Below are 21,366 nucleotides of genomic sequence, written 5' to 3' on the forward strand. Positions count from 1 at the left end.
CGCCCGGCCCCGGTGTCCGGGCTCCGGAAACGGGACGGCCCCCGGACGTGCACCCGGGGGCCGTCGACGTGTGGAGGTCCGTCAGTCGAACCGGGCCCCGCCCTTGTCGGACTCGCCCTCGGCCAGCTTGGCCTTGATCGCGGCCTCGATCTTGTCGCCGATGACCTTGTCGATGTTCTTCCAGTACTGGTAGACGCGCTCGCGGATGTCCTCGGACTTCACACCGGAGGCCGCACCCGCGACGGTCTCGACCAGCTGCTCGCGCTGGGCCTCGGAGAACACCTTGTTGAGCAGGGTGTTGGCCTGGCCGTAGTCGTCGTCCTCGGCGTGCAGCGTGTAGGCGGCACGCGTCATCTCGCCGTCGAGTGCCTGCAGGCCGGCGTAGGTGGCGCGCAGCGGGTCAGCCTTCGGGCCCCCCATCGAGTTCGGCGCGTACACCGGGTCGGTCACGTTGTCGATCCGCATCGCGCCGTCCTTGGAGTAGCTGTTGACGGCGACGCGCGGACGGTTGACCGGGATCTGCTGGTAGTTCACCCCGAGGCGGGCGCGGTGCGCGTCGGCGTAGGAGAACCCGCGGGCCAGCAGCATCTTGTCCGGGGACAGCCCGGTGCCGGGCACCAGGTTGTTCGGCTGGAACGCCGCCTGCTCCATCTCGGCGTGGAAGTCGGTGACGTTGCGGTTCAGCGTCAGCTTGCCGACCTCGATGAGCGGGTAGTCGGCGTGCGGCCACACCTTGGTGAGGTCGAACGAGTTGAACCGGTAGTCCTTGGCGTCCTCGAACGGCATGATCTGCATCTTGAGCGTCCAGCTCGGGAGCTCCCCGCGCTCGATCGCCTCGTACAGGTCGCGCTGGTGGAAGTCACCGTCCTCGCCGGCGATCCGGTCGGCGTCGGCCTGCGTGAGGTTCTCGATCGGCTGGTCGCACTTGAAGTGGTACTTCACCCAGAACTGCTCGCCCGCGGCGTTGATCCACGAGTAGGTGTGGCTGGAGTAGCCGTTCATGTTGCGCCACGTCTTCGGGATGCCCCGGTCACCCATCAGCCAGGTGACCTGGTGCGCCGACTCCGGCGACAGCGTCCAGAAGTCCCACTGCATGTCGGCGTCGCGCAGGTTGTTGCGCTGCAGGCGCTTCTGCGACCGGATGAAGTGCTGGAACTTCATTGGGTCGCGCAGGAAGAAGACCGGCGTGTTGTTGCCGACGATGTCGAGGTTGCCCTCGGACGTGTAGAACTTCACGGCGAAACCGCGCGGGTCGCGCCAGGTGTCGGGGCTGCCCCGCTCCCCCGCCACGCTGGAGAACCGGGCGACGACCTCGGTCTCCGCGCCCTGCTGGAACACCTCGGCCTTGGTGTAGGCGCTCACGTCGTTGGTGACGACGAAGGTGCCGAACGCGCCGCCACCCTTGGCGTGCGGCTGGCGCTCCGGGATGCGCTCCCGGTTGAAGCTCGCCATCTGCTCGATCAGGTAGTGGTCCTGGAGCAGGATCGGACCGTCGGGCCCGACGGTGAGCGAGTGCTCGTCACTCGCGACCGGCGCACCGGCGTCCGTCGTCGTGGGCCGCGGCTCTGTTGCCGTCACGGAATCTCCTTCGTCATCTCTCGGTGGTGGGACGGGCGGTCGTGCTGGCACGCCGGGCAGAGACCCCAGAACACGACCTCCGCCTCGTCCACGACGTAGCCCGCCGCGTCGCTCGGGGTGAGGCAGGCGCGTTCCCCGACGGCGCAGTCGACGTCGGTGGTGCGCCCGCAGGCGCGGCAGACCAGGTGGTGGTGGTTGTCCCCGGTGCGCGTCTCGAACCGGGCGGCCGAGCCCGCGGGCTCGATGCGCCGGACGAGACCGGCCTCGCTGCAGGCGGCGAGGACGTCGTAGACGGCCTGGGTCGAGATGCTGCGGTGCGCGGTGCGGACCAGGCGGGCGACCGTGTCGGCCGTGGCGTGCGGATGCTCGGCCAGCACGTCGAGCACCGCGAGCCGGGGCCCGGTGACGCGCAGGCCGGCGTCCCGGAGGCGCTGGGCGTCGTCTGCTAGGGGTGCCATCGCCGCAGAGTTGACCAGCTTTTCTGGAACCAGTCAAGTTAATCGGGATCTCGCTCAGGTTCTGTCGGTGCCGCGCGGCACCATGTCGACGTGGACGTTGCAGCAGATGTGGCCGCCGGCCGGGGGATGGCGGCCTACCGCGAGGTCCTGCGCCTGCCCGGGGTGGCACCGCTCACGGCCGTGGCGTTCCTCGCCCGCATCCCGGCCTCCGCCGCGGCGATCACGCTCACGCTCCACGTGGTGCTCACCCTCGGCCACGGGTACGGCGCGGCGGGGCTCGTCGGTGCGTCCGCCACCGTCGGGATGGCGATCGGGGCCCCACTGCTGGGCAGGTTGGTCGACCGGCGCGGCCTGCGCACCATGCTCGTTCTCACGCTCTGCGCCGAGGCCGTGTTCTGGACGGTCGCGCCCTGGCTGCCCTACCCCGCGCTGCTCGTGGGCGCCCTGCTCGGCGGCCTGCTCGGGATGCCGGTGTACTCGGTGATCCGGCAGTCGCTGGCCGCCCTGGTGCCTCCCCCGCGCCGGCGGCCCGCGTTCGCGCTCGACTCGATGTCGGTCGAGCTGTCCTACATCATCGGGCCGGCGGTCGGCACGCTGCTCGCACTGCAGCTCACCACCACCGTCGGCATGTGGGTCGTCGGCGCGGGATGGGTACTGTCCGGGTTCGCGCTCTGGGCGTTGAACCCGCCCACACGGGCGCCCGAGCCGCCCATCGCGGGTGCCATCCCGCGGGTGCGGCAATGGCTCGACGCGCGGCTGGTCGCGGCGCTGCTGGCCACGAGCGCCGCGGTCGCCCTGGTCTTCGGCACCGAGCTGTCGATGATCGCCGGTCTGCAGACCAGTGGGCAGGCGGCATGGATCCCCGTCGTCAACGCGGCGTGGTGCCTGGCGTCGCTCGCCGGCGGGTTCGTCTACGGGGCGGCCAGCCGCTCACGCTCCCTCTTCGCCCTCGTCGCCGGGCTCGGGGTGGCCACCCTGCCGGTGGCGTTCGGCGGCCCATGGTGGTCGTACGCGCTGCTGCTCGTGCCCGCCGGGCTGCTCTGCGCCCCGTCGCTCGCGGCCAGCGCCGAGGCCGTGAGCGCGCTCGCGCCCGAGCACGCGCGCGGCCTGGTCACGGGCCTGCACGGCTCCGCCATCACGCTGGGCGCCGCGGTGGGCACGCCGCTCGCCGGCCTCCTGATCGACCTCGCCTCCCCTGCCGCAGCCGTGGTGGTCGTCGGCTCGGCGGGCGTCCTCGTCGCGGTGATCGCCGCCCTCCTCGCGCGCAGCAACGGGCGCGGCATGCCCGTGCCGTCGTGATCGTCACCTCAGCCGGGCCGTCACTCGGCGCCGATGTTCGTTCCGCAACCTCCACTCAGCGCCGATGATCGTTCCGCAAGGTCCACTCAGCGCCCTCTCAACCGGGCTGCGGCAGACTCGATCGCGTGACCGCACCGCCGGGCCACCTCACTCCCGTGACCCCACCACCTCCACCCCCGCGGCGACGCAGCCGCCCGATCATTCGATTCACCGCCGCGGCGCTGCTCACCCTCCTGGTGGCGGTGGCGGCCGTGCCCGACCTGCTCGGACTCGACCGGCTGAGCCCGTTCGCACAGCTGGTGCCGTTCCGGCCGTGGATCCTCGTTGCGGTACTGGGCCTGCTGGTGCTGCTGCTGGTCGTGCTGTGGTTCCGGCGGGGGGCGTGGCCCTTCGTCGCCGGTGTCCTCGCGGTGCTCCTCGCGGGCACCGCGATGGTGCTGCCACGCACGATCGCCGACCCGCTGCCCACCGCGGGCGCCCCGCTCACCGTGCTGGCGTTCAACACCTACGAGGGCAGCGCAGATCCCGCCCAGCTGGCCGAGCTGATCGCCGCCACCCGGCCCGACGTCGTGTCGCTCAGCGAGTCGGGGCAGGCCTACCGGTCCCGGATCGCGCCCCTCGTCGAGCCGTTGGGGTACCGGCTGCACACCTCCACTCCCCCCGGGCGCGACGACGTCGCTGGGGTGACCGCTGTGGTCTCCGAGGAGCTGGGCGACGTGCAGGTGCAGTACGGGGCGGAGGCACCGTTCCCCTACGTCGTGGTCACCGGCGGCGGGCTGGGCCCGCTCCGGTTCGTGGCGTTCCACTCGGTCGCCCCCGTGCCCGGTTCGGTCCCCCAGTGGCTCACCGACCTGGCCCGGCTCGAGCAGTGGTGCGGGGGCCCCGAGCCGGTGGTCGTGGCGGGCGACTTCAACGCGACGCTGGACCACTCCGCACTGCGCAGCAGCATGGCGGGCTGCCGCGACGCCGCGGCGCAGCGCGGGGCCGGACTCGTCCCGACCTGGGGACCCACCCCTCGCACGCGCGCGATCGGTCCCCAGATCGACCACGTGATCGCCACCGAGGGCATCGCACCCGAGACGTTCTCGGTGCACGACATCGCCGGCAGCGATCACCGCGCGGTGGTCACCCGGCTTCGACTGCCGGGCTGATCTCCTCGAGCGCGAACGTCGTGATGTCCACGACGAAGCCGCGGATCGGGGTGCCGTCGCGCAGGAACGGCTCCCCGCGCAAGCGCGCCACGCCGCGCCGCACGTCGTCGGCCGCATCCCGGAACGCCCCCGGCCGCCACGGCGGTCGCGTCCCGGTCTCCGCCGCGAGCTCGTCGGAGAACTCCTCGTCGGTGAACGTCGCCATCCCGCACCCGGAGTGGTGCACCAGGAGGACGTCGGTGGTGCCGAGCTTGCGCTGGCTGATCGCGATCGAGCGCACGACGTCGTCGGTGACGATGCCGCCCGCGTTGCGCAGCACGTGCGCCTCACCGGGCGCGAGACCGAACAGCGTGTAGACGTCGATCCGGGCGTCCATGCACGTGACGACGACCGTCCGCAGGGTCGGCCTGCCCGGTGCGCCCGCCGCCGACCGGGCCGCGCGCCCGCCGGCACCCGCCGCGTGCCGCCGCAGGAGATCCTCGTTCCCCATCCCGCTCCTCCGAGTGAGTTCCGTCCGGTGATAGGACGGCGCGCCCACCCCGGGGATCCCCGGGAAGGGCGCGCTGATGCGACGGGCTACAGGCCTGCGGCGACCGTCTCCGCGATCTCGTAGGTGTTGAGCGCGGCCCCCTTGCGGAGGTTGTCACCGCACACGAACAGCTCGAGCGTGTTGGGGAAGTCCAGCGCCTGCCGGACCCGCCCGACCCACGTCGGGTCGCCGCCCACCGCATCGGCGGGCGTGGGCCACTCCCCTGCCGCCGGGTCGTCGCGCAGCACGATGGACGGCTGCTCGGCGAGCACCTTGCGCGCGGCCTCGACGGGCACCTCGCGGGAGAACGTGGCGTGCACGGCCAGCGAGTGCGTGGTGACGACGGGGACTCGCACGCACGTGGCGGACACCTTCAGGTCCGGGATGCCCAGGATCTTGCGGGCCTCGTTGCGGACCTTCAGCTCCTCTGAGCTCCAGCCGTCGTCCTTGAGCGAACCCGCCCACGGCACGACGTTGAGCGCGAGCGGTGCCGGGAACGGCGACGCGGACGCGTCGAGCCCGGCCGCGTTCAGTGCCTCCGCGACGTCGCCGCCGCGCACCCCGACCTCGCGGCCGGCGACCGCGTTGAGCTCGGCGTAGAGCCGGTCGATGCCGCCCTGACCCGCACCCGACGCGGCCTGGTAGGACGCCACGACCAGCGCCTCCAGCCCGAACTCGCGGTGCAGCGCACCCATCGCGGCCATCATCGACAGCGTGGTGCAGTTCGGGTTCGAGATGATCCCCTTGGGCCGCTCGGCGGCCTTGTCCGCGTTGACCTCGGGCACCACCAGCGGCACCTCGGGGTCCATCCGGAACGCGCCGGAGTTGTCGACGGCCACTGCGCCGCGCTCCGCCGCGATCGGCGCCCACTCCGCGCTGACCTCGTCGGGAACGTCGAACAGCGCCACGTCCACGCCGTCGAACACCTCGGGGGCGAGCGCCTGCACGGTGACGTCCTGCCCGCGCACACGCAGCACCTTGCCCGCGGAGCGAGCGGAGGCCACGAGGCGAATCTCCGACCACGGGACGCTCTCGCGCCCGTTGATGATCTCGATCATGGTGGTGCCGACCGCCCCGGTGGCACCAACGATCGCGACGACGGGTCCCCGCTGGTTCGGCATGTTCATCGCCCCGTCCCCGCGTGGACGACGGCCTGCTCGTCGCCGCCGAGCTCGAACGCGGCGTGCAGCGCGCTCACCGCGGTGTCGAGCTGGTCGGGACGGCACAGCACCGAGATCCGGATCTCGGAGGTGTTCATGGTCTCGATGTTGATGCCGGCGTTCGACAGCGCCTCGCAGAACGTGGCGGTGACGCCGGGGTGCGAGCGCATCCCGGCCCCGACCAGCGAGACCTTGCCGACCTCGGCGTCGTGCAGCACCTCGGCGAACCCGATCTCGGCCTGGGCGGCGGAGAGGGCCGCGACGGCGCGCGGGCCGTCGGTGCGCGGGAGGGTGAAGGTGATGTCGGTGCGCTGGGCGGAGGTGCGGCTGACGTTCTGCAGCACCATGTCGATGTTGATCTCCGCGTCCGCGACGGTGCGGAAGATCCGCGCGGCCATGCCGGGGGTGTCCGGCACGTCCGTCACGGTGATCTTCGCTTCGGACCGGTCGTGCGCGACCCCGGTGAGAATCGCCTTTTCCACGGGAATCTCCTCGATCGAGCCGGTCACGAGCGATCCCGGCTTGTCGTTGTACGAGCTGCGCACCCGCAGCGGGACGTTGTAGCGCCGGGCGTACTCCACGGCGCGCAGATGGAGAATCTTGGCGCCGCACGCCGCCATCTCGAGCATCTCCTCGTAGGTGATGGTCTCGCGGCGCTGGGCGTCGGGCACGATCCGCGGATCGGCCGTGTAGATGCCGTCCACGTCGGAGTAGATCTCGCAGACGTCGGCCCCGAGCGCGGCGGCCAGCGCGACGGCGGTGGTGTCCGACCCGCCGCGGCCGAGCGTGGTGACGTCCTTCGAGTCCTGGCTCACGCCCTGGAACCCGGCGACGAGCACGATCGAGCCCTCGTCGAGGGCGTCGCGCAGCCGCTGCGGGTTGACCTGGACGATCCGGGCGTCACCGTGCTTCGAGGTGGTGATCATTCCGGCCTGCGAGCCGGTGAACGACCTGGCCTGCGCACCGAGGGAGTGGATCGCCATCGCGACGAGCGCGTTGGAGATCCGCTCGCCGGCGGTGAGCAGCATGTCCATCTCCCGCGGCGGCGGGGCGGGCGACACCTGGTCGGCGAGATCGAGCAGTTCGTCCGTGGTGTCGCCCATCGCGGAGACGACCACGACGACGTCGTTGCCCTCTTTGTGCGTACGGACGATCCGTTCGGCGACCTTCTTGATACGGTCCGCGTCCTGGACGGATGATCCGCCGTACTTCTGCACGACGAGGGCCACTGCCGACCTCCTGTCCTGGCCGCGCGGATCGAGCGCGCGGCCGTGGGGGTTCTCGTCCCGGACGGGTCCGCACGCGAGCGCGGCGCTCCTCCGGGCGCTGGTCGGGAATCCACCCTACCGGGTCCGACACATTCCGCCTGCCGAAATGACCCAGGCCACAGGATGGCGGACGGCCCGCGCACAGGGCTCGGACCGTCGGGGGAACCCGGGTGACTCAGGGGATCCGGCGCACCAACCGCACGACCACCGTGGTGATGGCGAACCAGATCAGCGCCGCGGTGCCGTAGTTCAGCACGACCCGGAGTTTCGGGTCCTCCGGCAGGAACAGGTTGGACAGCCCGAGGTTGAACGTGTCGGCCAGGTCCCGGATGAGCGTGGTCAGCCCGTTCTCCGGGTTCGCGTCGAGCAGCGTGAGCACGATGTGCACCACGAGCACGGTGACGATGAGCATGCCGACGATCCGCAGGACGTTGCCGAGGGCATCGATACCCCGCCGCGCCGTGCTCCCTGCTGCCACTTGCGACCTCCCCGCAGGCGAAGAGCCACATGCTCCCACGGTCCGCACGATGATTCCTACTGGCGGGTATCACCCGTTCGAGTGACGCCGCCGGGAGGGCCGGTTGCGCGACCCCCGGGTCGTCGGGCTAACCTCGGTCACGTGGCGCGCCTGCTCCTTCGGTGCCGCGGCGGGGTCTGACCGACCGGCCCCTCGTCGCGGGTTGTCGGCGTGCGCCGGTCTCCATCGGATCGGCCCACCCAGGAGCACACCCGCAATGAGCATCTCCCCCGACGCCTACACCGCGTCGACGTCCAGCCGGCTGCGCACCCCGTCCCGCCCGGCGCCCGACGGCCAGCCCGCCTGGAACCGTCAGCTCGGCTCGGATCTGCCCGTACACCGCTACCGGCCGTTCCACGAGATGGTGGAGTCGGTATCGCTGCCCGACCGCACCTGGCCGGACAAGCGGATCACGAAGGCCCCGCTGTGGTGCGCCGTGGACCTGCGTGACGGCAACCAGGCCCTGATCGACCCGATGAGCCCGGCCCGCAAGCGCCGCATGTTCGAGCTGCTGGTGCGCATGGGCTACAAGGAGATCGAGGTCGGTTTCCCCGCCGCCAGCCAGACCGACTTCGACTTCGTGCGCGAGATCATCGAGGGTGACCTGATCCCGGACGACGTCACCATCCAGGTGCTGACGCAGGCCCGGCCGGAGCTGATCGAGCGCACGTACGCGGCTTGTGAGGGCGCTCCCCGGGCGATCGTGCACCTCTACAACTCCACGTCGGTCCTGCAGCGGCGCGTCGTCTTCCGCTCCGACCGCGCCGGGATCACGAAGATCGCCACCGACGGCGCCGAGGAAGTGCTGCGCTGGGCCGAGAAGTACGCGGCCACCGACTGGCGCTTCGAGTACTCGCCCGAGTCGTACACGGGCACCGAACTGCAGTACGCCGTCGACATCTGCAACGCCGTCACCGCCGTCTGGCAGCCCGCCCCCGACTCGCCCATGATCGTCAACCTGCCGGCGACCGTGGAGATGGCCACCCCGAACGTCTACGCCGACTCGATCGAGTGGATGCACCGGCACCTCGACCGCCGTGACGCACTGGTGCTGAGCCTGCACCCGCACAACGACCGCGGCACCGGCGTGGCGGCGGCCGAGCTGGGCTTCCAGGCGGGCGCCGACCGCATCGAGGGATGCCTGTTCGGCAACGGCGAGCGCACCGGCAACGTCGACCTGGTGACGCTGGGGATGAACCTGTTCACCCAGGGGATCGACCCGCAGATCGACTTCTCCGACATCGACGAGATCCGCCGCACGGTCGAGTACTGCAACCAGCTGCCGGTGCACGAGCGCCACCCGTGGGGCGGCGACCTGGTCTACACCGCGTTCTCCGGCAGCCACCAGGACGCCATCAACAAGGGCTTCGACGCCATGCGCGCCGACGCCGCCGAGGCGGGCGCCGACGTCGACCAGTTCCGCTGGGAGGTCCCGTACCTGCCGGTGGACCCGAAGGACATCGGCCGCACCTACGAGGCCGTGATCCGGGTGAACTCGCAGTCCGGCAAGGGCGGCGTCGCCTACATCATGAAGACGGAGCACCAGCTGGACCTGCCGCGGCGGCTCCAGATGGAGTTCTCCAAGGTCGTGCAGGAGGTCACCGACAGCGAGGGCGGCGAGATCTCCCCGAAGGAGATGCGCGACGTCTTCGAGACCGAGTACCTCGACCGCGTCACGCCGCTCAAGCTGATCCGCCACCGGCTGACCAGCGACGGCGAGGGCAACGACGAGATCGTCGCCACGGTACGGGTGGAGAACGACCTCCACGAGATCACCGGTAGTGGTAACGGCCCCATCGCGGCGTTCGTCGACGCGCTGGCGGGCATCGGGTTCGACGTGCGCGTGCTCGACTACCACGAGCACGCCATGTCGGCCGGGGACGACGCCCGCGCCGCCGCCTACGTCGAGTGCGCCGTGGAGGACACCGTGTTCTGGGGTGTCGGCGTGGACAGCTCGATCGTGAACGCGAGCCTCAAGGCCGTCGTGTCGGCCGTGAACCGCGCGATGCGCTGACCCCGCCGCGGCGCCACCCGACCACCGTCAGGAAAGCCACGTTCCCGTCGTTCAACGCCAGGAACGTGGCTTTCCTGACACGTGCCAAGGACCCGCGGGCGATGCGGCGCCACCCGGGGCCGGTACGGTCGCTCGCCGTGTCCCTGCCGGTGAGCCCTGTCGCTGCCTACCTGGTCGTCCTCGTGTGGGCGAGCCTGCCGTTCGTCCCGGCCGAGCCGATGCTCGTGGCCGCCGGGTCCTGGTCGGCGACGGGCGGGCTGTCGGTGCTCGCGGTCGTCGCGGCGGCCGCGGCCGGTTCGCTGGTGAGCGATCTGGTCAAGTACGCCATCGGCCGGCTCGCCGGCCCCGCCCTGCTCCAGCGGTTGCGCAACAGGCCCGCGGGGGCCCGGGCCGTCACCTGGATCGAGCACCGCGTGCGGCGCATCGGCCCGGCCGTGATCATCCCGTCGTACTTCGTCCCGGTGGGCGTGGTGGTGTCCACCCTCCTCTGCGGCGCCCTGCGGCTGCCGCTGCGGGCGGTCGTGGTGGCCTCGGCGGCCGGCGCCGCCCTCTGGGCCGCGGTCTTCGTGCTGCTCGGGTACGCGGGCGGGGTGGTCTCCGGTCATCCGCTGGCGGGGATCGCGATCGGGCTGCCCGCGGCGTTCCTCCTGGGAGCGCTCATCGCCCGGCGCACCACGGCACGCGCCGACGCCGGCCGCGTCGAGGACGCAGGATCCTTCTGCCGACGCGATCGCTCGACTGCGCCGAGTAGCGCGGTGTGCTCGGACCAACTGCTCGACGCGGATGACGACCGACGCCGGCAGGTGTACCTTTGCGTACATGGCCGATCAGGTAGGTGTACGCGAGCTGCGTGAGCGCCTGAGCAGCTTCCTCGACCGCGTACAGCGAGGCGAGCAGATCGAGGTGACCGAGCGCGGACGGCCTGTCGCCATGCTCGTGCCGCTCCCGGAGTCCCGCGCCGTGCTCGCCGAGCTCGTAGCCACCGGCAAGGTCACGCCTGCCGACCGTCGATGGGCTCCCCAGCGCCGACGCCCGGTCCCGCCGGGGCAACCGCTCGCCAGCGAGATCCTGCGCGCCGACCGCGCGGCCGAACGGTGATCTACTGCGACTCGTCCGCCTTGGTCAAGCTCGTTGTCGACGAGCCGGAGAGCGATGCCCTGGAAGCCTGGCTCGCCACTCAGCCCGACGACACGCCTCTCGTGTCGAGCGTGCTCGCCCGGACGGAGGTGGTCCGGGCGGTCTCGCGATACGGGCACGAGTGGACCGACGCGGCGAAGGAGCTCCTGAAGTCCGTGGCCGTGGTCGAACTCGACGCGGTACTCGCCGATGACGCCGCACAGTTCGAACCACCCGAGCTCCGATCACTCGACGCGCTGCACCTCGCATCGGCTCTTCGCCTCGGCCAGGCCCTCACGGCGTTCGTCGCCTACGACCTCCGCCTCACGGACGCGGCCCGAGCACACGGTCTGCCGGTGAACTCGCCGGAGTAGGACCGGATCTCAGCGGCCGAGGATCTCCGTGACCGAGCCGGGTGCGTCCGGCACCGCGCCCGGACCGAGCACGTCGTCGTTCCCCGCCTCGGGGTCGACGTGATGCGGCCGGAGCCTTCCACTGCGGATGTCCTCCGCCCAGTGGCAGGACACGCGGTGGCCGGGCGTGCCGCCCTCGATCACCCGCAGCTGCGGCCGCTCGTCGTCGCACCGGGTGGGCTGGCGCCAGGGGCAGCGCGTGTGGAACCGGCAGCCCGGCGGCGGTGCCGCCGGTGAGGGCAGGTCCCCGGTGAGCAGGATCCGCTCCCGGCGGTCCTCCAGCTCCGGGTCCGGCACCGGGATCGCCGAGAGGAGGGACCGGGTGTACGGGTGCTGCGGGTCGTCGTACAGCTCCTGCGACGGGGCCTCCTCCACCAGCCCACCGAGGTACATGACGCCCACGCGGTCGCTCACGTGCCGCACCACCGCGAGGTCGTGGGCGATCACCAGGTAGGTGAGCCCGAGCTCGGCCTGGAGTGCGGCGAGGAGGTTGAGCACCTGCGCCTGCACCGACACGTCCAGGGCCGAGACCGGCTCGTCGGCGACGATCAGGTCGGGCTCCACGCAGAGCGCCCGCGCGATCCCGATGCGCTGGCGCTGCCCTCCGGAGAACTCGTGCGGGTAGCGGCGCAGCGCGGCCGCCGGGAGCCCGACCGCGTCGACGAGCTCCCGCAACCGAGCTGCGTCGCCCTCCGCCCCGCGGGAGAGCCCGTGCGCCTTGATGCCCTCCATGAGCAGCGACTCGACCGACTGCCGCGGGTTCAGGCTGGACATCGGGTCCTGGAACACCATCTGGAAGCGCCTGCGCATCGTGCGCAGGTCCTCGCCCTTCAGGTGGGCGATGTCCCGGCCGTCGAACACCACGTGGCCCGCGGTCGGCGTGACCAGGCGCAGGATCGCCCGGCCGAGCGTGGACTTGCCGCAGCCCGACTCCCCCACCAGCCCGTAGGTCTCACCGGTGGCGATCATCAGGGAGACCCCGTCCACGGCGTAGACGTGGCCGACGGTGCGGTCGAGGATCAGCCCGCGCCGGATCGGGAAGTGGACGGCGAGGTCGCGCACGTCCAGCAGCGGCTGCTCACTCGCAGACTCGGTCATGCCCTTCACTCCGCGTTCGCCGGGACGGGGTTGTGGCACCGCAGCAGCCGCCCACCGGACGACTCCCCCGTGGGACTGACCTCCACGCACGTCTCGAGCGAGCGCGGGCACCGCGGCGCGAACGCGCAGGCGTGCGTCCACGGCACGTTGTCCACGACCGAGCCGCGGATGGCGGCCAGCGGCTCACCTGCGGGCGCATCCAGCCGGGGGATGGACTGCAGCAGGCCGTGGGTGTATGGGTGGCGCGGAGTGCTGAACAGCCGGTGCCGCTGCGCCCGCTCCACGATCCGTCCCGCGTAGAGCACGTTCACCGTCTCGCACAGCCCGGCGACCACCCCGAGGTCGTGCGTGATCATGATCAGCGCGGTGCCGGTCTCGCGCACCAGCTCCCGCAGCAGCTCGAGGATCTGGGCCTGGATGGTGACGTCGAGTGCGGTGGTGGGCTCGTCGGCGATGAGCAGCCGTGGCCGGCAGGCGAGCGCGATCGCGATGAGCGCGCGCTGGCGCATCCCGCCCGACAGCTCGTGGGGGTAGGAGTCGAGCCTGCGGCGCGGGTCGGGGATCCCCACGCGCTCGAGGAGGTCCGCCGCGGCCTTGCGGGCGGACTCCTTGCCCATCCCGCGGTGCCTGCGTAGCACCTCGGTGACCTGCAGCCCGACCGAGATCACCGGGTTCAGCGAGGTCAGCGGGTCCTGGAACACCATCGACAGGTCGCGGCCCCGGCGCTCCCGCATCTGCGCGTCGGAGAGCGTGAGCAGGTCCTCACCGTCCATCCGGACGCTGCCGCTGATCTTCACGCCACGTTCGGGGAGCAACCGCATGATTGCCATCGAGGTGACGGACTTGCCGCAGCCCGACTCGCCGACCAGCCCGACCACCTGGCCGGCCGCCACGTCGAAGCTGACGCCGTCGACGGCGACGCTGTCGGGCTCGCCCCGGCGGGTGAAGGCGACCCGCAGGTCGCGCACCTGGAGCAGGGGTTCGGGAGACGTCATCGGCGGCCCTTCGGGTCGAGCGCCTCACGCAGCGACTCACCGAGCAGCGTGAAGCCCAGCGCCACGACGATGATCGCGATCGCCGGGTAGAACGCCAGCGCGGGCCGGACGTCCAGGTAGGTCTGCGCCTGCGCCAGCATGAGCCCCCATTCGGCGCGGCCCGGGTCGGCGTCGCCGAGCCCGAGGAACGACAGCGCTGCGGCGTCCAGGATGGCCGTGGCCAGCGTGAGCGTGGCCTGCACGATCACCGGCCCGATGGCGTTGGGCAGCATGTGCCGCAGCACCACCGCGCGCCGCTTCACCCCGAGCGCGGTGGCGGCGACGACGTGGTCGCTCTCCCGCTGCGCGAGCATCGAGCCGCGCAGCAGCCGGGCGAAGATCGGTACGCCGACGATGGACACCGCGATGATCACCGTGGTCTGGGACGGGCTCGCCGCCAGCGCCGCCACGGAGATCGCGAGCAGCAGGCTCGGGATCGACAGCAGCACGTCGGTGAGCCGCATGAGCAGCGTGTCCACCCACCCGCCGAACGCGCCGGCGAGCGTGCCGATGACGATGCCGACCGACAGCCCGATGAGCGTGGCCAGCACGCCGACCAGCAGGGTCTGCTGCGCTGCCAGGATCATCCGGGACAGGAAGTCGCGCCCGAGCTGGTCGCTGCCGAGCGGAAAGCCCTCCTGCGGGCCGGGGATCTGCCCGGGCCGCAGGTCGGCCTGCAGCTGCGGGAACGTCTCGGTCGCGCTGTGCGGTGCGATCAGCGGCGCGAACGCCGCGATCACCACGAACGTCCCGATGATCACGGCGCCGGTGATCGCCACCGGGTCCCGCCGCAGCCGCCGGAACGCCTCCGACCCGAGGCTGCGACCCCCGGTCGCGATGTCGTCGATGCGGTTGCGCCGCCGCTCCAGCCATGTCGTCGCCATCAGCAGGTCCTTGCTCCGGCCGGGAAGCGCCTCACGAGAGCCGCACCCGCGGGTCGATGATCGCGTAGGACAGGTCGACGAGCAGGTTGACCAGCACGTAGACCAGCGCGCCGAGCAGCAGCAGCGCTTGCAGCCGCGGGTAGTCGCGCAAGGTGATGGCGTCGGCGAGCAACGTGCCGAGACCGCCCCAGACGAACACCCGCTCGGTCAGCACGGCACCGGCGAGCAGCAGCCCGACCTGCAGGCCGATCGTCGTCGAGACCGGCAGCAGCGCGTTGCGCAGCACGTGCCGCCCGCGGATCGTGCTGGGCGCGAGGCCCTTCGAGTTGGCCGTGCGGACGAAGTCCGAGCCGAGCACGTCGAGCACCGAGGCCCGCGTGATCCGGGTGATCACGGCGAGCGGGATCGTCGCCAGCGCGACGGCCGGCAACACGAGGTGCTCCAGCGCGTCCAGGCTCGCGTCCCACTCCCGCGTGAGGAACCCGTCGAGCACCGCGAAGCCGGTGACGTCCGTGGCGTCGATACCGACGGTCTGCCGGCCCGACGGCGGGAACCAGCCCAGGTCCACCGCGAACACGTCCTTGAGGACGTAACCCAGGAAGAACACCGGGACGGCGACACCGACCAGCGTGCCGATCACGGTGCCGACGTCGAGCGGCCTCCCCCGGTGCTGCGCGGCGAGGTACCCGAGCGGGATCCCGAGCGTCACCGCGATGAGCAGGGCCGCGACCGACAGCTCGATCGTCGCCGGCAGCGCCCGGGCGATCTCGTCGAGCACCGGTTGTCCGGTGATCGTCGAGGTACCGAAGTCACCGGTGGCCACCCGGCCCATGAACTTGGCGTACTGCACCCAGATCGGCTCGTCCAGGCCCATGACGTCGCGGAGCTCCGCCACCCGCTCCGGCGTGGCGCGGTCCCCGAGGAACGCCGTGGCCGGCCCGCCCGGCAGGCTTCGCAGCCACGCGAACACCAGCAGCGACAGCACCAGCAGCGTCGGGATCACCTGCAGCAGGCGACGCAGCACGAAGCGCAGCATCGTCCCCCCTCCAGCATTTCCGCGGACGACGAGGGTGGCACCGCCTCGTGAGCGGTGCCACCCCCGGTCGGTCCGTCAGTCCACCGTGACCGTGCGGAACCGCTCGTCGGTCAGCGGGGACGGGATCAGCCCCTCGACGCCCTCGCGCACGACGAGCGCCGGTGGCGAGCTGCTCAGCGGGACGGCGGGGAGGTACTCCATGATGCTGGCGTTGGCCTGCTCGTAGGCCGCGGCGTGCGCTTCCGCGTCGACGGTGGCGTCGGCGGCGGTGAGCTCGTCGAACAGCGCCTGGTTGGTGAACCCGAACTCCGGCTTGGTGCGGCCGAAGAACGTGCCGACGAAGTTCCCTGCGTCGTTGTAGTCGCCGGTCCAGCCGAGCAGGTGCAGGTCGTGGACGCCGTTCACCGTGGTGGAGTCGATGTAGCCGCCGTTCCACGGCTGCGCCACCGGGTTCACCGTGATGCCGACCTGGCGGAGGTTCTCCGCCATCGCGGTGAAGATGTTGGTCGGGTTCGGCATGTAGGGCCGCGTGACCTCGGTCGGGTAGTAGAAGTCCAGCGTCAGGTTCTCCTGGCCCGCCTCGGCCAGCAGCGCCCGCGCCCGCTCCGGGTCGTACGGGATCGGCTGCAGGTCCGGGTTGTACCCGTCGACCGCCTCGGGCACGAACTGCGTGGCGACCACTGCGCCCTCGGGCAGCTGGTTGCGCACCATGGACTCGCGGTCCAGGGCGTGCGCGAGGGCCTGGCGGACCCGGACGTCCTGCAATGCCGGGTTGTCGGCCTGGTTCATGCCGAGGTAGAGGATGTTGAACGGCTCGCGGATGAGGACGTTGTGGCCCTCGTCGCGCAGCGCCTGCCAGTCGGCGGGGTTCGGCAGGTCGTAGCCGTCGATCGTGCCGGCGGCGAGCTCCTGCCGGCGCGCGTTCTCGTCGGGGATCACCCGGAAGATGAGCCGGTCGATCTTCGCGGGCTCACCCCAGTAGTCGTCGTTGCGCACCAGGGTCACGGTGTTCGCGGCGCGGTCGAAGCTCTCGAACTTGAACGGGCCGGTACCGGTCGGGTGCTCGGTGGCGTACGGGCTGTAGGTGAACGCCTCGCCGCTCTGCTCGATCTGGTCGGCGTTGTACTGCTGCAGCGCCGTCGGGCTCGAGATGGACAGCGACGTCAGGCCGAACGCGGCGGGGAACGCACCCTTCGCCCGGTTCAGCTTGATGATCGCGGTGGTCGGGTTCGGCGCCTCGCAGGAGTTGTAGACGGGGTCACCGCCACCGGCGAGGTTGTTGGCGTAGCCCTCGAACGTGTCCGTGTAGTACGTCGCCTGGCTCTGCGCGGCCGCACTCGGCAGGTTGTGCCAGCGGTCGAAGTTGAAGCAGACCGCCTCGGCGTTGAACTCCGTGCCGTCGTGGAACTGCACGCCCTCGCGCAGCGTGAACGTCCACTCGGTGCCGTCCTCGTTGGGCGTCCACTCGGTGGCGAGAGCGGGGGTCAGCTCGGAGGTGCCCAGCTCGTAGGTGATCAGCGTGTCGTACATCTGACGGGACGGGCGGAACGTCTCGCCGTCCGTCGCGAAGATCGGGTCGAACATCTCCGGCGCCCCGGGCGCACCGAACACCATCGTGCCCCCGGACGCGCCGGCGCCCCCCTGACCTGCATCGGGCTCGCGTTCCGACTCGGCGCACGCGGCGAGGGTGACGGCGAGCGCTCCCGCCGCGCAGGCAGCGGACAGTCGTCTGGCAGCTGATCTCATGCAGGACCCACCTCTTCGTAGGAGACGGGCAGACCGTAATGCGCCGCGCAACTCACCGGTAGGTCCGGGTGTCACGGTTGCACTACGGCTCGGTCGCGCCCGGGCTCGATCAGCGGCGGCTGCGGCCGCCCTCGCCGTCCGGCGAGGTCAGGCGAGGTCGAACTCGCCGCTCTTGACGCCCGACACGAACGCCGCCCACTCCTCCGGGGTGAACTCCAGAGCCGTGCTGCGCTCGGGGTCCTTGCTGTCCCGCACCGCGACGGAGCCGCCGGGCAGGAGCCCGACCTCCACACAGCTACCGCCGGTGCAGAAGCTGCTGATCCTGAAGTCGGTCACGGCCGTGCCTTTCGTGCTCGGGCAGTGTGTTCGTGCTGGTAACGACGGATCAGCTCGCGCGTTGCTACGACATCCAGTGCACGCGCCGACACGTCGGTGTGGACGTCTTTATACCGGTCTACATCGGACTTGACCTCAAGGTAGGTGTCCCCGGCGTGCCCCTCGATGTGTACGACGTCCGAATCCATGTCCTCGAGGAACTCGAGGATCACGAAGGAACCGAGGTGAGCACGGTGAAGCCCCGCTTCGAGCGGCAGCACCTGAACCGTGACATTCGGCAGCTCGGTGCGCTCCAGCACGACATCGAGCTGCTCGGCCATCACCGCATGCGTGCCGACCACCCGTTGCAGGATGCCCTCGTCGAAGACCACGGCGAGCTCGAGAGGCTGCTCGGGGTCGGACAAGGCCTGCTGGCGGCGACGCCGCAGCTCGACCAGCCGCTCGATCTCCTGTGACCCACGGGCAGATCCCAGGAGCGCCGTCAGCACGGCCCGGGTGTAGTCCGTCGTCTGAAGGAGACCGTTGAGCAATGTGAGCTCGAACGATCGCACCTTGACGGCTTCTGTCTCCAGCGCCGCGTATCTGCTGGGGCTGTCCAACACGAACCGCTCGGGTTGGACGCCCTCGGTGTAGGACTCCCACCAGCCGTGCTCGCGGCCGTCGCGCACGAGCCGCAGCAGCATGTCCCGCTCGGTGTCCGACACGACTCCATAGATGCGCATCAGCTCGCGGACGTCGGGGACCTTCGGGATGCCCTTCCCCGTCTCCAGCCGGGAGATCTTAGACGTGGAGCAGGTCATCCGCTCGGCGACCTCGTCGAGCGTCATCGCGGCCTTGACCCGGAGGCGGCGGAGCTCGGCGCCCAGCCTCCGGCGGGAACCGATCGGGCTCTGCAGTGCGGCCATGGCCCCCTTCCCGACGCGCTGCGTGGACGCACAGTCCGGGCTGTGCGCGGCGGGGAAATGCCGGATCATGACCCGCCTGCAATTGCACACCGCACTGTCGTCGGGCATTCTATACGCCAGTGGATCTTGTGGGGGTAGTCACTCCACCCGACCGACTGGCATCCCGAGAGAGGAGGCCCGCCGTGAATCCGAACCGGCCGTGCCTCCCGGTCCTGCGTCCAGTGCGGCGGTCGCTGCGCACCCCGGAGCGACCGCATCCCGTCCCGGCCTCGTCCCGGGACCTCCCAGCCCGACCGGCGATCGCCGGCGGAAGTTGCACAGGGAAAGGGGCTCGATGATGGTGTCGATCGGAAAGTTCAGCAACAGCGCGGCCGCGGTGACCGATCTCCCCGGCAGGTGGTCGCCATGATCGCCATGATCGCCGCGGGCATCGGCTTCCTGGTCGTTGTCGCGATCGTCGTGGGCATCGTCGACGCCGCGCAGGCGTCCACGTGGCGCGAGGTCGCGGCGGAACGGCGCCGGAGGTGGGAGGCCCGGCAGCCCGAGTTCCACGGCGTCGACGGCTCGGACACCGAGTCGTGGGACGACGACTGAGGCGCGTTCCCGGGGGATGACCGCGCCACGCGCAGCGCCGCGAGCGCTGCGCTCCGGCCGCCCGCCTACAACGCGCGGCGGCCGGAGAGGGCGCGGCCCAGCGTCAGTTCGTCGGCGAACTCGAGGTCGCCGCCCATCGGCAGGCCCGACGCGAGCCGCGTGACCGACAGCCCAGGGAAGTCGCGCAACAGCCGCACCAGATAGGTCGCCGTGGCCTCCCCCTCGGTGTTGGGGTCGGTCGCGATGATCACTTCGGCGATCTCGGTCTCGTCCGACGCCGGGCCGGTGCCGCCCAGCCGGGCCAGCAGCTCCCGGATCCGCAGCGTGTCCGGTCCGATGCCGGCCAACGGATCGAGTGCCCCGCCCAGCACGTGGTAGCGACCCTTGAACTCACGGGTGCGCTCCACTGCGAGCACGTCCTTCGGTTCCTCGACCACGCAGACGACGGTCGGGTCGCGGCGGGCGTCGGAGCAGAACCGGCAGCGCTCCCGCTCCGAGACGTTTCCGCAGACCTCACAGAACCGCACTCCCTGCTTGACCTTCTGCAGCACGTCCTGCAGGCGCGACACGTCGGCCGGGTCGGCCGCCAGCAGGTGGAACGCGATCCGCTGGGCGCTCTTGGGCCCCACCCCCGGCAGGCGGCCCAGCTCGTCGATCAGGTCCTGGACCGGTCCCTCGAACACCGGCTAGCCGAGCCCCGGCAGCCCGAGACCGCCCGCGGCGTCGCCCAGACCGCCCGCCAGCGGACCCATCTTCTGGGCCTGCATCTCCTGCGCGGCCCGCGCGGCGTCCTGCAGCGCGCCGACGAGGAGGTCCTGCAGCGTCTCGACGTCGTCGGGGTCGACCACCTTCGGGTCGATCCGGACGGCGCGCACCTCGCCCGCGGCCGTGGTGGTGACCTGCACGAGCCCGTTGCCGGCCTGGCCGATGACCTCGGCCGACGCCAGCTCGGCCTGTGCGGCCATCAGCTGCTCCTGCATCTTCTGCGCCTGCTGCAGGATCATCTGCATGTCGGGCTGACCCGGTTGCACCAGCGGTCTCCTCGCACGTCGTGACCCGGCGGGCGCGTCAGCGCGCCGCTCCCGGCCTCAGACTACGCAAACCGGAACGGGTGGCGCCGCCAAGGCGGCGCCCTCGCGTCGGGCCGGGTCGTGTCAGGCTGCGCACGTGCGTTCGCCGATGCGGGTCCTGCTCTGCGCCACCGCGCTGGCCACGGCGGCAGCTGGTTGCACGGGCACGCCGGAACGGGTCCGGCCGACCGCCGCGGTCACCGTGCCCGCATCCGTCGATCCCCCGGTCGTGGTGCTCGACCCCGGGCACAACGGGCGCAACGCCGAGAACCGCGCGGCGATCGAGCGGCAGGTACCGGACGGGCGCGGCGGCATGAAGGCCTGCAACACCACCGGGACGGCGACGGACGCCGGCTACCCGGAGCACGCCTTCACCTTCGACGTCGCGACGCGGGTGGCGCAGCGGCTCGCGGCGGCCGGGATCCGCGCCGTCCTGACTCGGGCCGACGACGACGGCGTCGGGCCGTGCGTCGACGAGCGCGGCAACGCAGGTGCCGCGGCCGACGCCGACGCCGTGGTCTCCATCCACGCGGACGGCGCGGCGCCCGAGGCGAGCGGCTTCCACGTCGCCCTGTCCGACCCGCCGCTGCACCCCGCACAGGAAGCTCCCGCCAGGGCGCTCGGCGTGGCCGTGCGGGACGCGATGCGCGCCGCCGGGTTCCCCGACGCCGACTACATCGGCCGGGACGGACTGGACCTGCGCGCCGATCTCGCCGGGCTCAACCACGCCACCCGCCCCACCGTGCTCGTGGAGTGCGCGAACATGCGCCACCCCGAAGAGGCCGCGCTGGTGTCCTCGCCCGAGGGCCGGGACCGGTACGCCGCCGCGATCGCCGCCGGCATCCACGCGTTCCTCGCCGCGCGCTGAGCGTCAGCGCTGGTCGATCGCCCGCGCCCCGAGCTGCGCGGTGAGCAGCTCGATGGCGGCCTCCTCGGGGTCGCGCCGCTCCACGGGCGCCGCGGACGCCGCGGCTTCGGCGAGCATCGACTCCTCGTCGTCGGGCGGGGCGTCCTCGTCCGGCGGCTCCGGTGGCAACGGCACCCCGTCGTCGGGCGCGGTCGACCGGCGGACGGGCGGCGGGCGCGACGGCCGCCGCTGCGCCGGCGGCGGCGGCGCAGCGGGCGGGGTGCCCCCGCGGGACGGCGCGGCCGGCGGCGGG

23 protein-coding genes and 1 pseudogene are annotated in these 21,366 nt (G+C 71.6%); 8 read left to right on the forward strand and 16 right to left on the reverse strand.

Translation table 11 applies throughout. From position 1 onward, the window contains the following. Window positions 1-81: 81 nt before the first annotated feature. Both KME75_RS13485 and KME75_RS13490 read right to left on the reverse strand, forming a co-directional pair. Window positions 82-1,578, reverse strand: coding sequence for a catalase (locus tag KME75_RS13485; RefSeq protein ID WP_219414970.1), 1,497 nt, complete (start codon window positions 1,576-1,578; stop codon window positions 82-84). Beyond that, window positions 1,575-2,036 (reverse strand): Fur family transcriptional regulator, encoded by a 462-nt coding sequence (locus tag KME75_RS13490; RefSeq protein WP_219414971.1) that lies wholly within the window; start codon window positions 2,034-2,036, stop codon window positions 1,575-1,577. Before KME75_RS13490 ends, KME75_RS13485 begins: the two co-directional genes overlap by 4 nt. 90 nt (window positions 2,037-2,126) lie before the next feature. On the opposite strand from KME75_RS13490, the gene KME75_RS13495 reads away from it, so the two are divergent. Together KME75_RS13495 and KME75_RS13500 are read left to right on the forward strand one after the other, a co-directional pair. Next, entirely contained in the window at window positions 2,127-3,335 is a 1,209-nt protein-coding gene (locus KME75_RS13495; RefSeq protein WP_219414972.1) for an MFS transporter, read from the forward strand. Between the two features lie 125 nt (window positions 3,336-3,460). Further along, on the forward strand, window positions 3,461-4,486 hold the full coding sequence (locus tag KME75_RS13500; RefSeq protein ID WP_219414973.1) for an endonuclease/exonuclease/phosphatase family protein: 1,026 nt from the start codon (window positions 3,461-3,463) through the stop codon (window positions 4,484-4,486). On the opposite strand, the gene KME75_RS13505 is transcribed toward KME75_RS13500, so the two are convergent. From KME75_RS13505 to KME75_RS13520, 4 genes are all read right to left on the reverse strand, one after another. Then, entirely contained in the window at window positions 4,461-4,976 is a 516-nt protein-coding gene (locus KME75_RS13505; protein ID WP_219414974.1) for a beta-class carbonic anhydrase, read from the reverse strand. The genes KME75_RS13500 and KME75_RS13505 overlap by 26 nt on opposite strands. Window positions 4,977-5,062: 86 nt before the next feature. Continuing rightward, a complete protein-coding gene (locus KME75_RS13510; protein WP_219414975.1) occupies window positions 5,063-6,142 on the reverse strand; it encodes an aspartate-semialdehyde dehydrogenase in 1,080 nt (359 codons plus the stop codon). After that, a complete protein-coding gene (locus tag KME75_RS13515) occupies window positions 6,139-7,404 on the reverse strand; it encodes an aspartate kinase (protein ID WP_219414976.1) in 1,266 nt (421 codons plus the stop codon). The genes KME75_RS13510 and KME75_RS13515 overlap by 4 nt, the downstream gene beginning before the upstream one ends. Before the next feature lie 214 nt (window positions 7,405-7,618). Beyond that, entirely contained in the window at window positions 7,619-7,921 is a 303-nt protein-coding gene (locus KME75_RS13520; protein ID WP_219414977.1) for a hypothetical protein, read from the reverse strand. A 256-nt stretch (window positions 7,922-8,177) separates the two neighbouring features. Here KME75_RS13520 and leuA point away from each other — a divergent pair, with 256 nt between their 5' ends. From leuA to KME75_RS13540, 4 genes are all read left to right on the forward strand, one after another. Continuing rightward, complete coding sequence (leuA, locus tag KME75_RS13525; protein WP_219414978.1) at window positions 8,178-9,974, forward strand: 2-isopropylmalate synthase; 1,797 nt, start codon at window positions 8,178-8,180, stop codon at window positions 9,972-9,974. A 137-nt stretch (window positions 9,975-10,111) separates the two neighbouring features. Next, window positions 10,112-10,828, forward strand: coding sequence for a DedA family protein (locus tag KME75_RS13530; RefSeq protein WP_219414979.1), 717 nt, complete (start codon window positions 10,112-10,114; stop codon window positions 10,826-10,828). Beyond that, on the forward strand, window positions 10,794-11,072 hold the full coding sequence (locus KME75_RS13535; protein ID WP_219414980.1) for a type II toxin-antitoxin system Phd/YefM family antitoxin: 279 nt from the start codon (window positions 10,794-10,796) through the stop codon (window positions 11,070-11,072). The genes KME75_RS13530 and KME75_RS13535 overlap by 35 nt, the downstream gene beginning before the upstream one ends. Beyond that, window positions 10,985-11,464 carry a type II toxin-antitoxin system VapC family toxin gene (locus tag KME75_RS13540; RefSeq protein WP_281424514.1) on the forward strand — a complete coding sequence of 160 codons (480 nt, stop codon included), beginning with the start codon at window positions 10,985-10,987 and terminating at the stop codon, window positions 11,462-11,464. The genes KME75_RS13535 and KME75_RS13540 overlap by 88 nt, the downstream gene beginning before the upstream one ends. 9 nt (window positions 11,465-11,473) lie before the next feature. Here KME75_RS13540 and KME75_RS13545 read toward each other — a convergent pair whose 3' ends face one another. From KME75_RS13545 to KME75_RS13575, 7 genes are all read right to left on the reverse strand, one after another. Beyond that, the gene (locus KME75_RS13545; RefSeq protein ID WP_219414982.1) at window positions 11,474-12,601 is read right to left on the reverse strand and encodes an ABC transporter ATP-binding protein; all 1,128 of its coding nucleotides are present in this window, start codon (window positions 12,599-12,601) and stop codon (window positions 11,474-11,476) included. Between the two features lie 5 nt (window positions 12,602-12,606). Next, window positions 12,607-13,596 carry an ABC transporter ATP-binding protein gene (locus KME75_RS13550; protein ID WP_219414983.1) on the reverse strand — a complete coding sequence of 330 codons (990 nt, stop codon included), beginning with the start codon at window positions 13,594-13,596 and terminating at the stop codon, window positions 12,607-12,609. Next, window positions 13,593-14,519 carry an ABC transporter permease gene (locus tag KME75_RS13555; protein ID WP_219414984.1) on the reverse strand — a complete coding sequence of 309 codons (927 nt, stop codon included), beginning with the start codon at window positions 14,517-14,519 and terminating at the stop codon, window positions 13,593-13,595. Before KME75_RS13555 ends, KME75_RS13550 begins: the two co-directional genes overlap by 4 nt. Window positions 14,520-14,550: 31 nt before the next feature. Then, window positions 14,551-15,555: an ABC transporter permease gene (locus KME75_RS13560; RefSeq protein ID WP_219414985.1), complete on the reverse strand. Its 1,005-nt coding sequence runs from the start codon at window positions 15,553-15,555 to the stop codon at window positions 14,551-14,553. Between the two features lie 75 nt (window positions 15,556-15,630). Next, window positions 15,631-17,301, reverse strand: a complete 1,671-nt coding sequence (locus KME75_RS13565) for an ABC transporter substrate-binding protein (protein WP_219414986.1) — start codon at window positions 17,299-17,301, stop codon at window positions 15,631-15,633. A 147-nt stretch (window positions 17,302-17,448) separates the two neighbouring features. Further along, complete coding sequence (locus KME75_RS13570; RefSeq protein WP_219414987.1) at window positions 17,449-17,637, reverse strand: DUF397 domain-containing protein; 189 nt, start codon at window positions 17,635-17,637, stop codon at window positions 17,449-17,451. Beyond that, complete coding sequence (locus KME75_RS13575; protein WP_308282747.1) at window positions 17,634-18,650, reverse strand: helix-turn-helix domain-containing protein; 1,017 nt, start codon at window positions 18,648-18,650, stop codon at window positions 17,634-17,636. The genes KME75_RS13570 and KME75_RS13575 overlap by 4 nt, the downstream gene beginning before the upstream one ends. 297 nt (window positions 18,651-18,947) lie before the next feature. Here KME75_RS13575 and KME75_RS13580 point away from each other — a divergent pair, with 297 nt between their 5' ends. After that, window positions 18,948-19,136 (forward strand): hypothetical protein, encoded by a 189-nt coding sequence (locus tag KME75_RS13580; RefSeq protein WP_219414989.1) that lies wholly within the window; start codon window positions 18,948-18,950, stop codon window positions 19,134-19,136. 65 nt (window positions 19,137-19,201) lie between these two features. Here KME75_RS13580 and recR read toward each other — a convergent pair whose 3' ends face one another. Together recR and KME75_RS13590 are read right to left on the reverse strand one after the other, a co-directional pair. Continuing rightward, the gene (gene recR / locus KME75_RS13585) at window positions 19,202-19,819 is read right to left on the reverse strand and encodes a recombination mediator RecR (RefSeq protein ID WP_219414990.1); all 618 of its coding nucleotides are present in this window, start codon (window positions 19,817-19,819) and stop codon (window positions 19,202-19,204) included. A 3-nt stretch (window positions 19,820-19,822) separates the two neighbouring features. Further along, a complete protein-coding gene (locus KME75_RS13590) occupies window positions 19,823-20,167 on the reverse strand; it encodes a YbaB/EbfC family nucleoid-associated protein (RefSeq protein ID WP_308282748.1) in 345 nt (114 codons plus the stop codon). A 136-nt stretch (window positions 20,168-20,303) separates the two neighbouring features. Here KME75_RS13590 and KME75_RS13595 point away from each other — a divergent pair, with 136 nt between their 5' ends. Next, the gene (locus tag KME75_RS13595; RefSeq protein ID WP_308282749.1) at window positions 20,304-21,074 is read left to right on the forward strand and encodes an N-acetylmuramoyl-L-alanine amidase; all 771 of its coding nucleotides are present in this window, start codon (window positions 20,304-20,306) and stop codon (window positions 21,072-21,074) included. 3 nt (window positions 21,075-21,077) lie between these two features. Here KME75_RS13595 and KME75_RS13600 read toward each other — a convergent pair. Next, a pseudogene (locus KME75_RS13600) lies at window positions 21,078-21,366 on the reverse strand (hypothetical protein); the annotation flags it as partial.

This window comes from Pseudonocardia nigra, from assembly GCF_019396355.1.
In the GTDB taxonomy this organism is placed as follows: domain Bacteria; phylum Actinomycetota; class Actinomycetes; order Mycobacteriales; family Pseudonocardiaceae; genus Pseudonocardia; species Pseudonocardia nigra.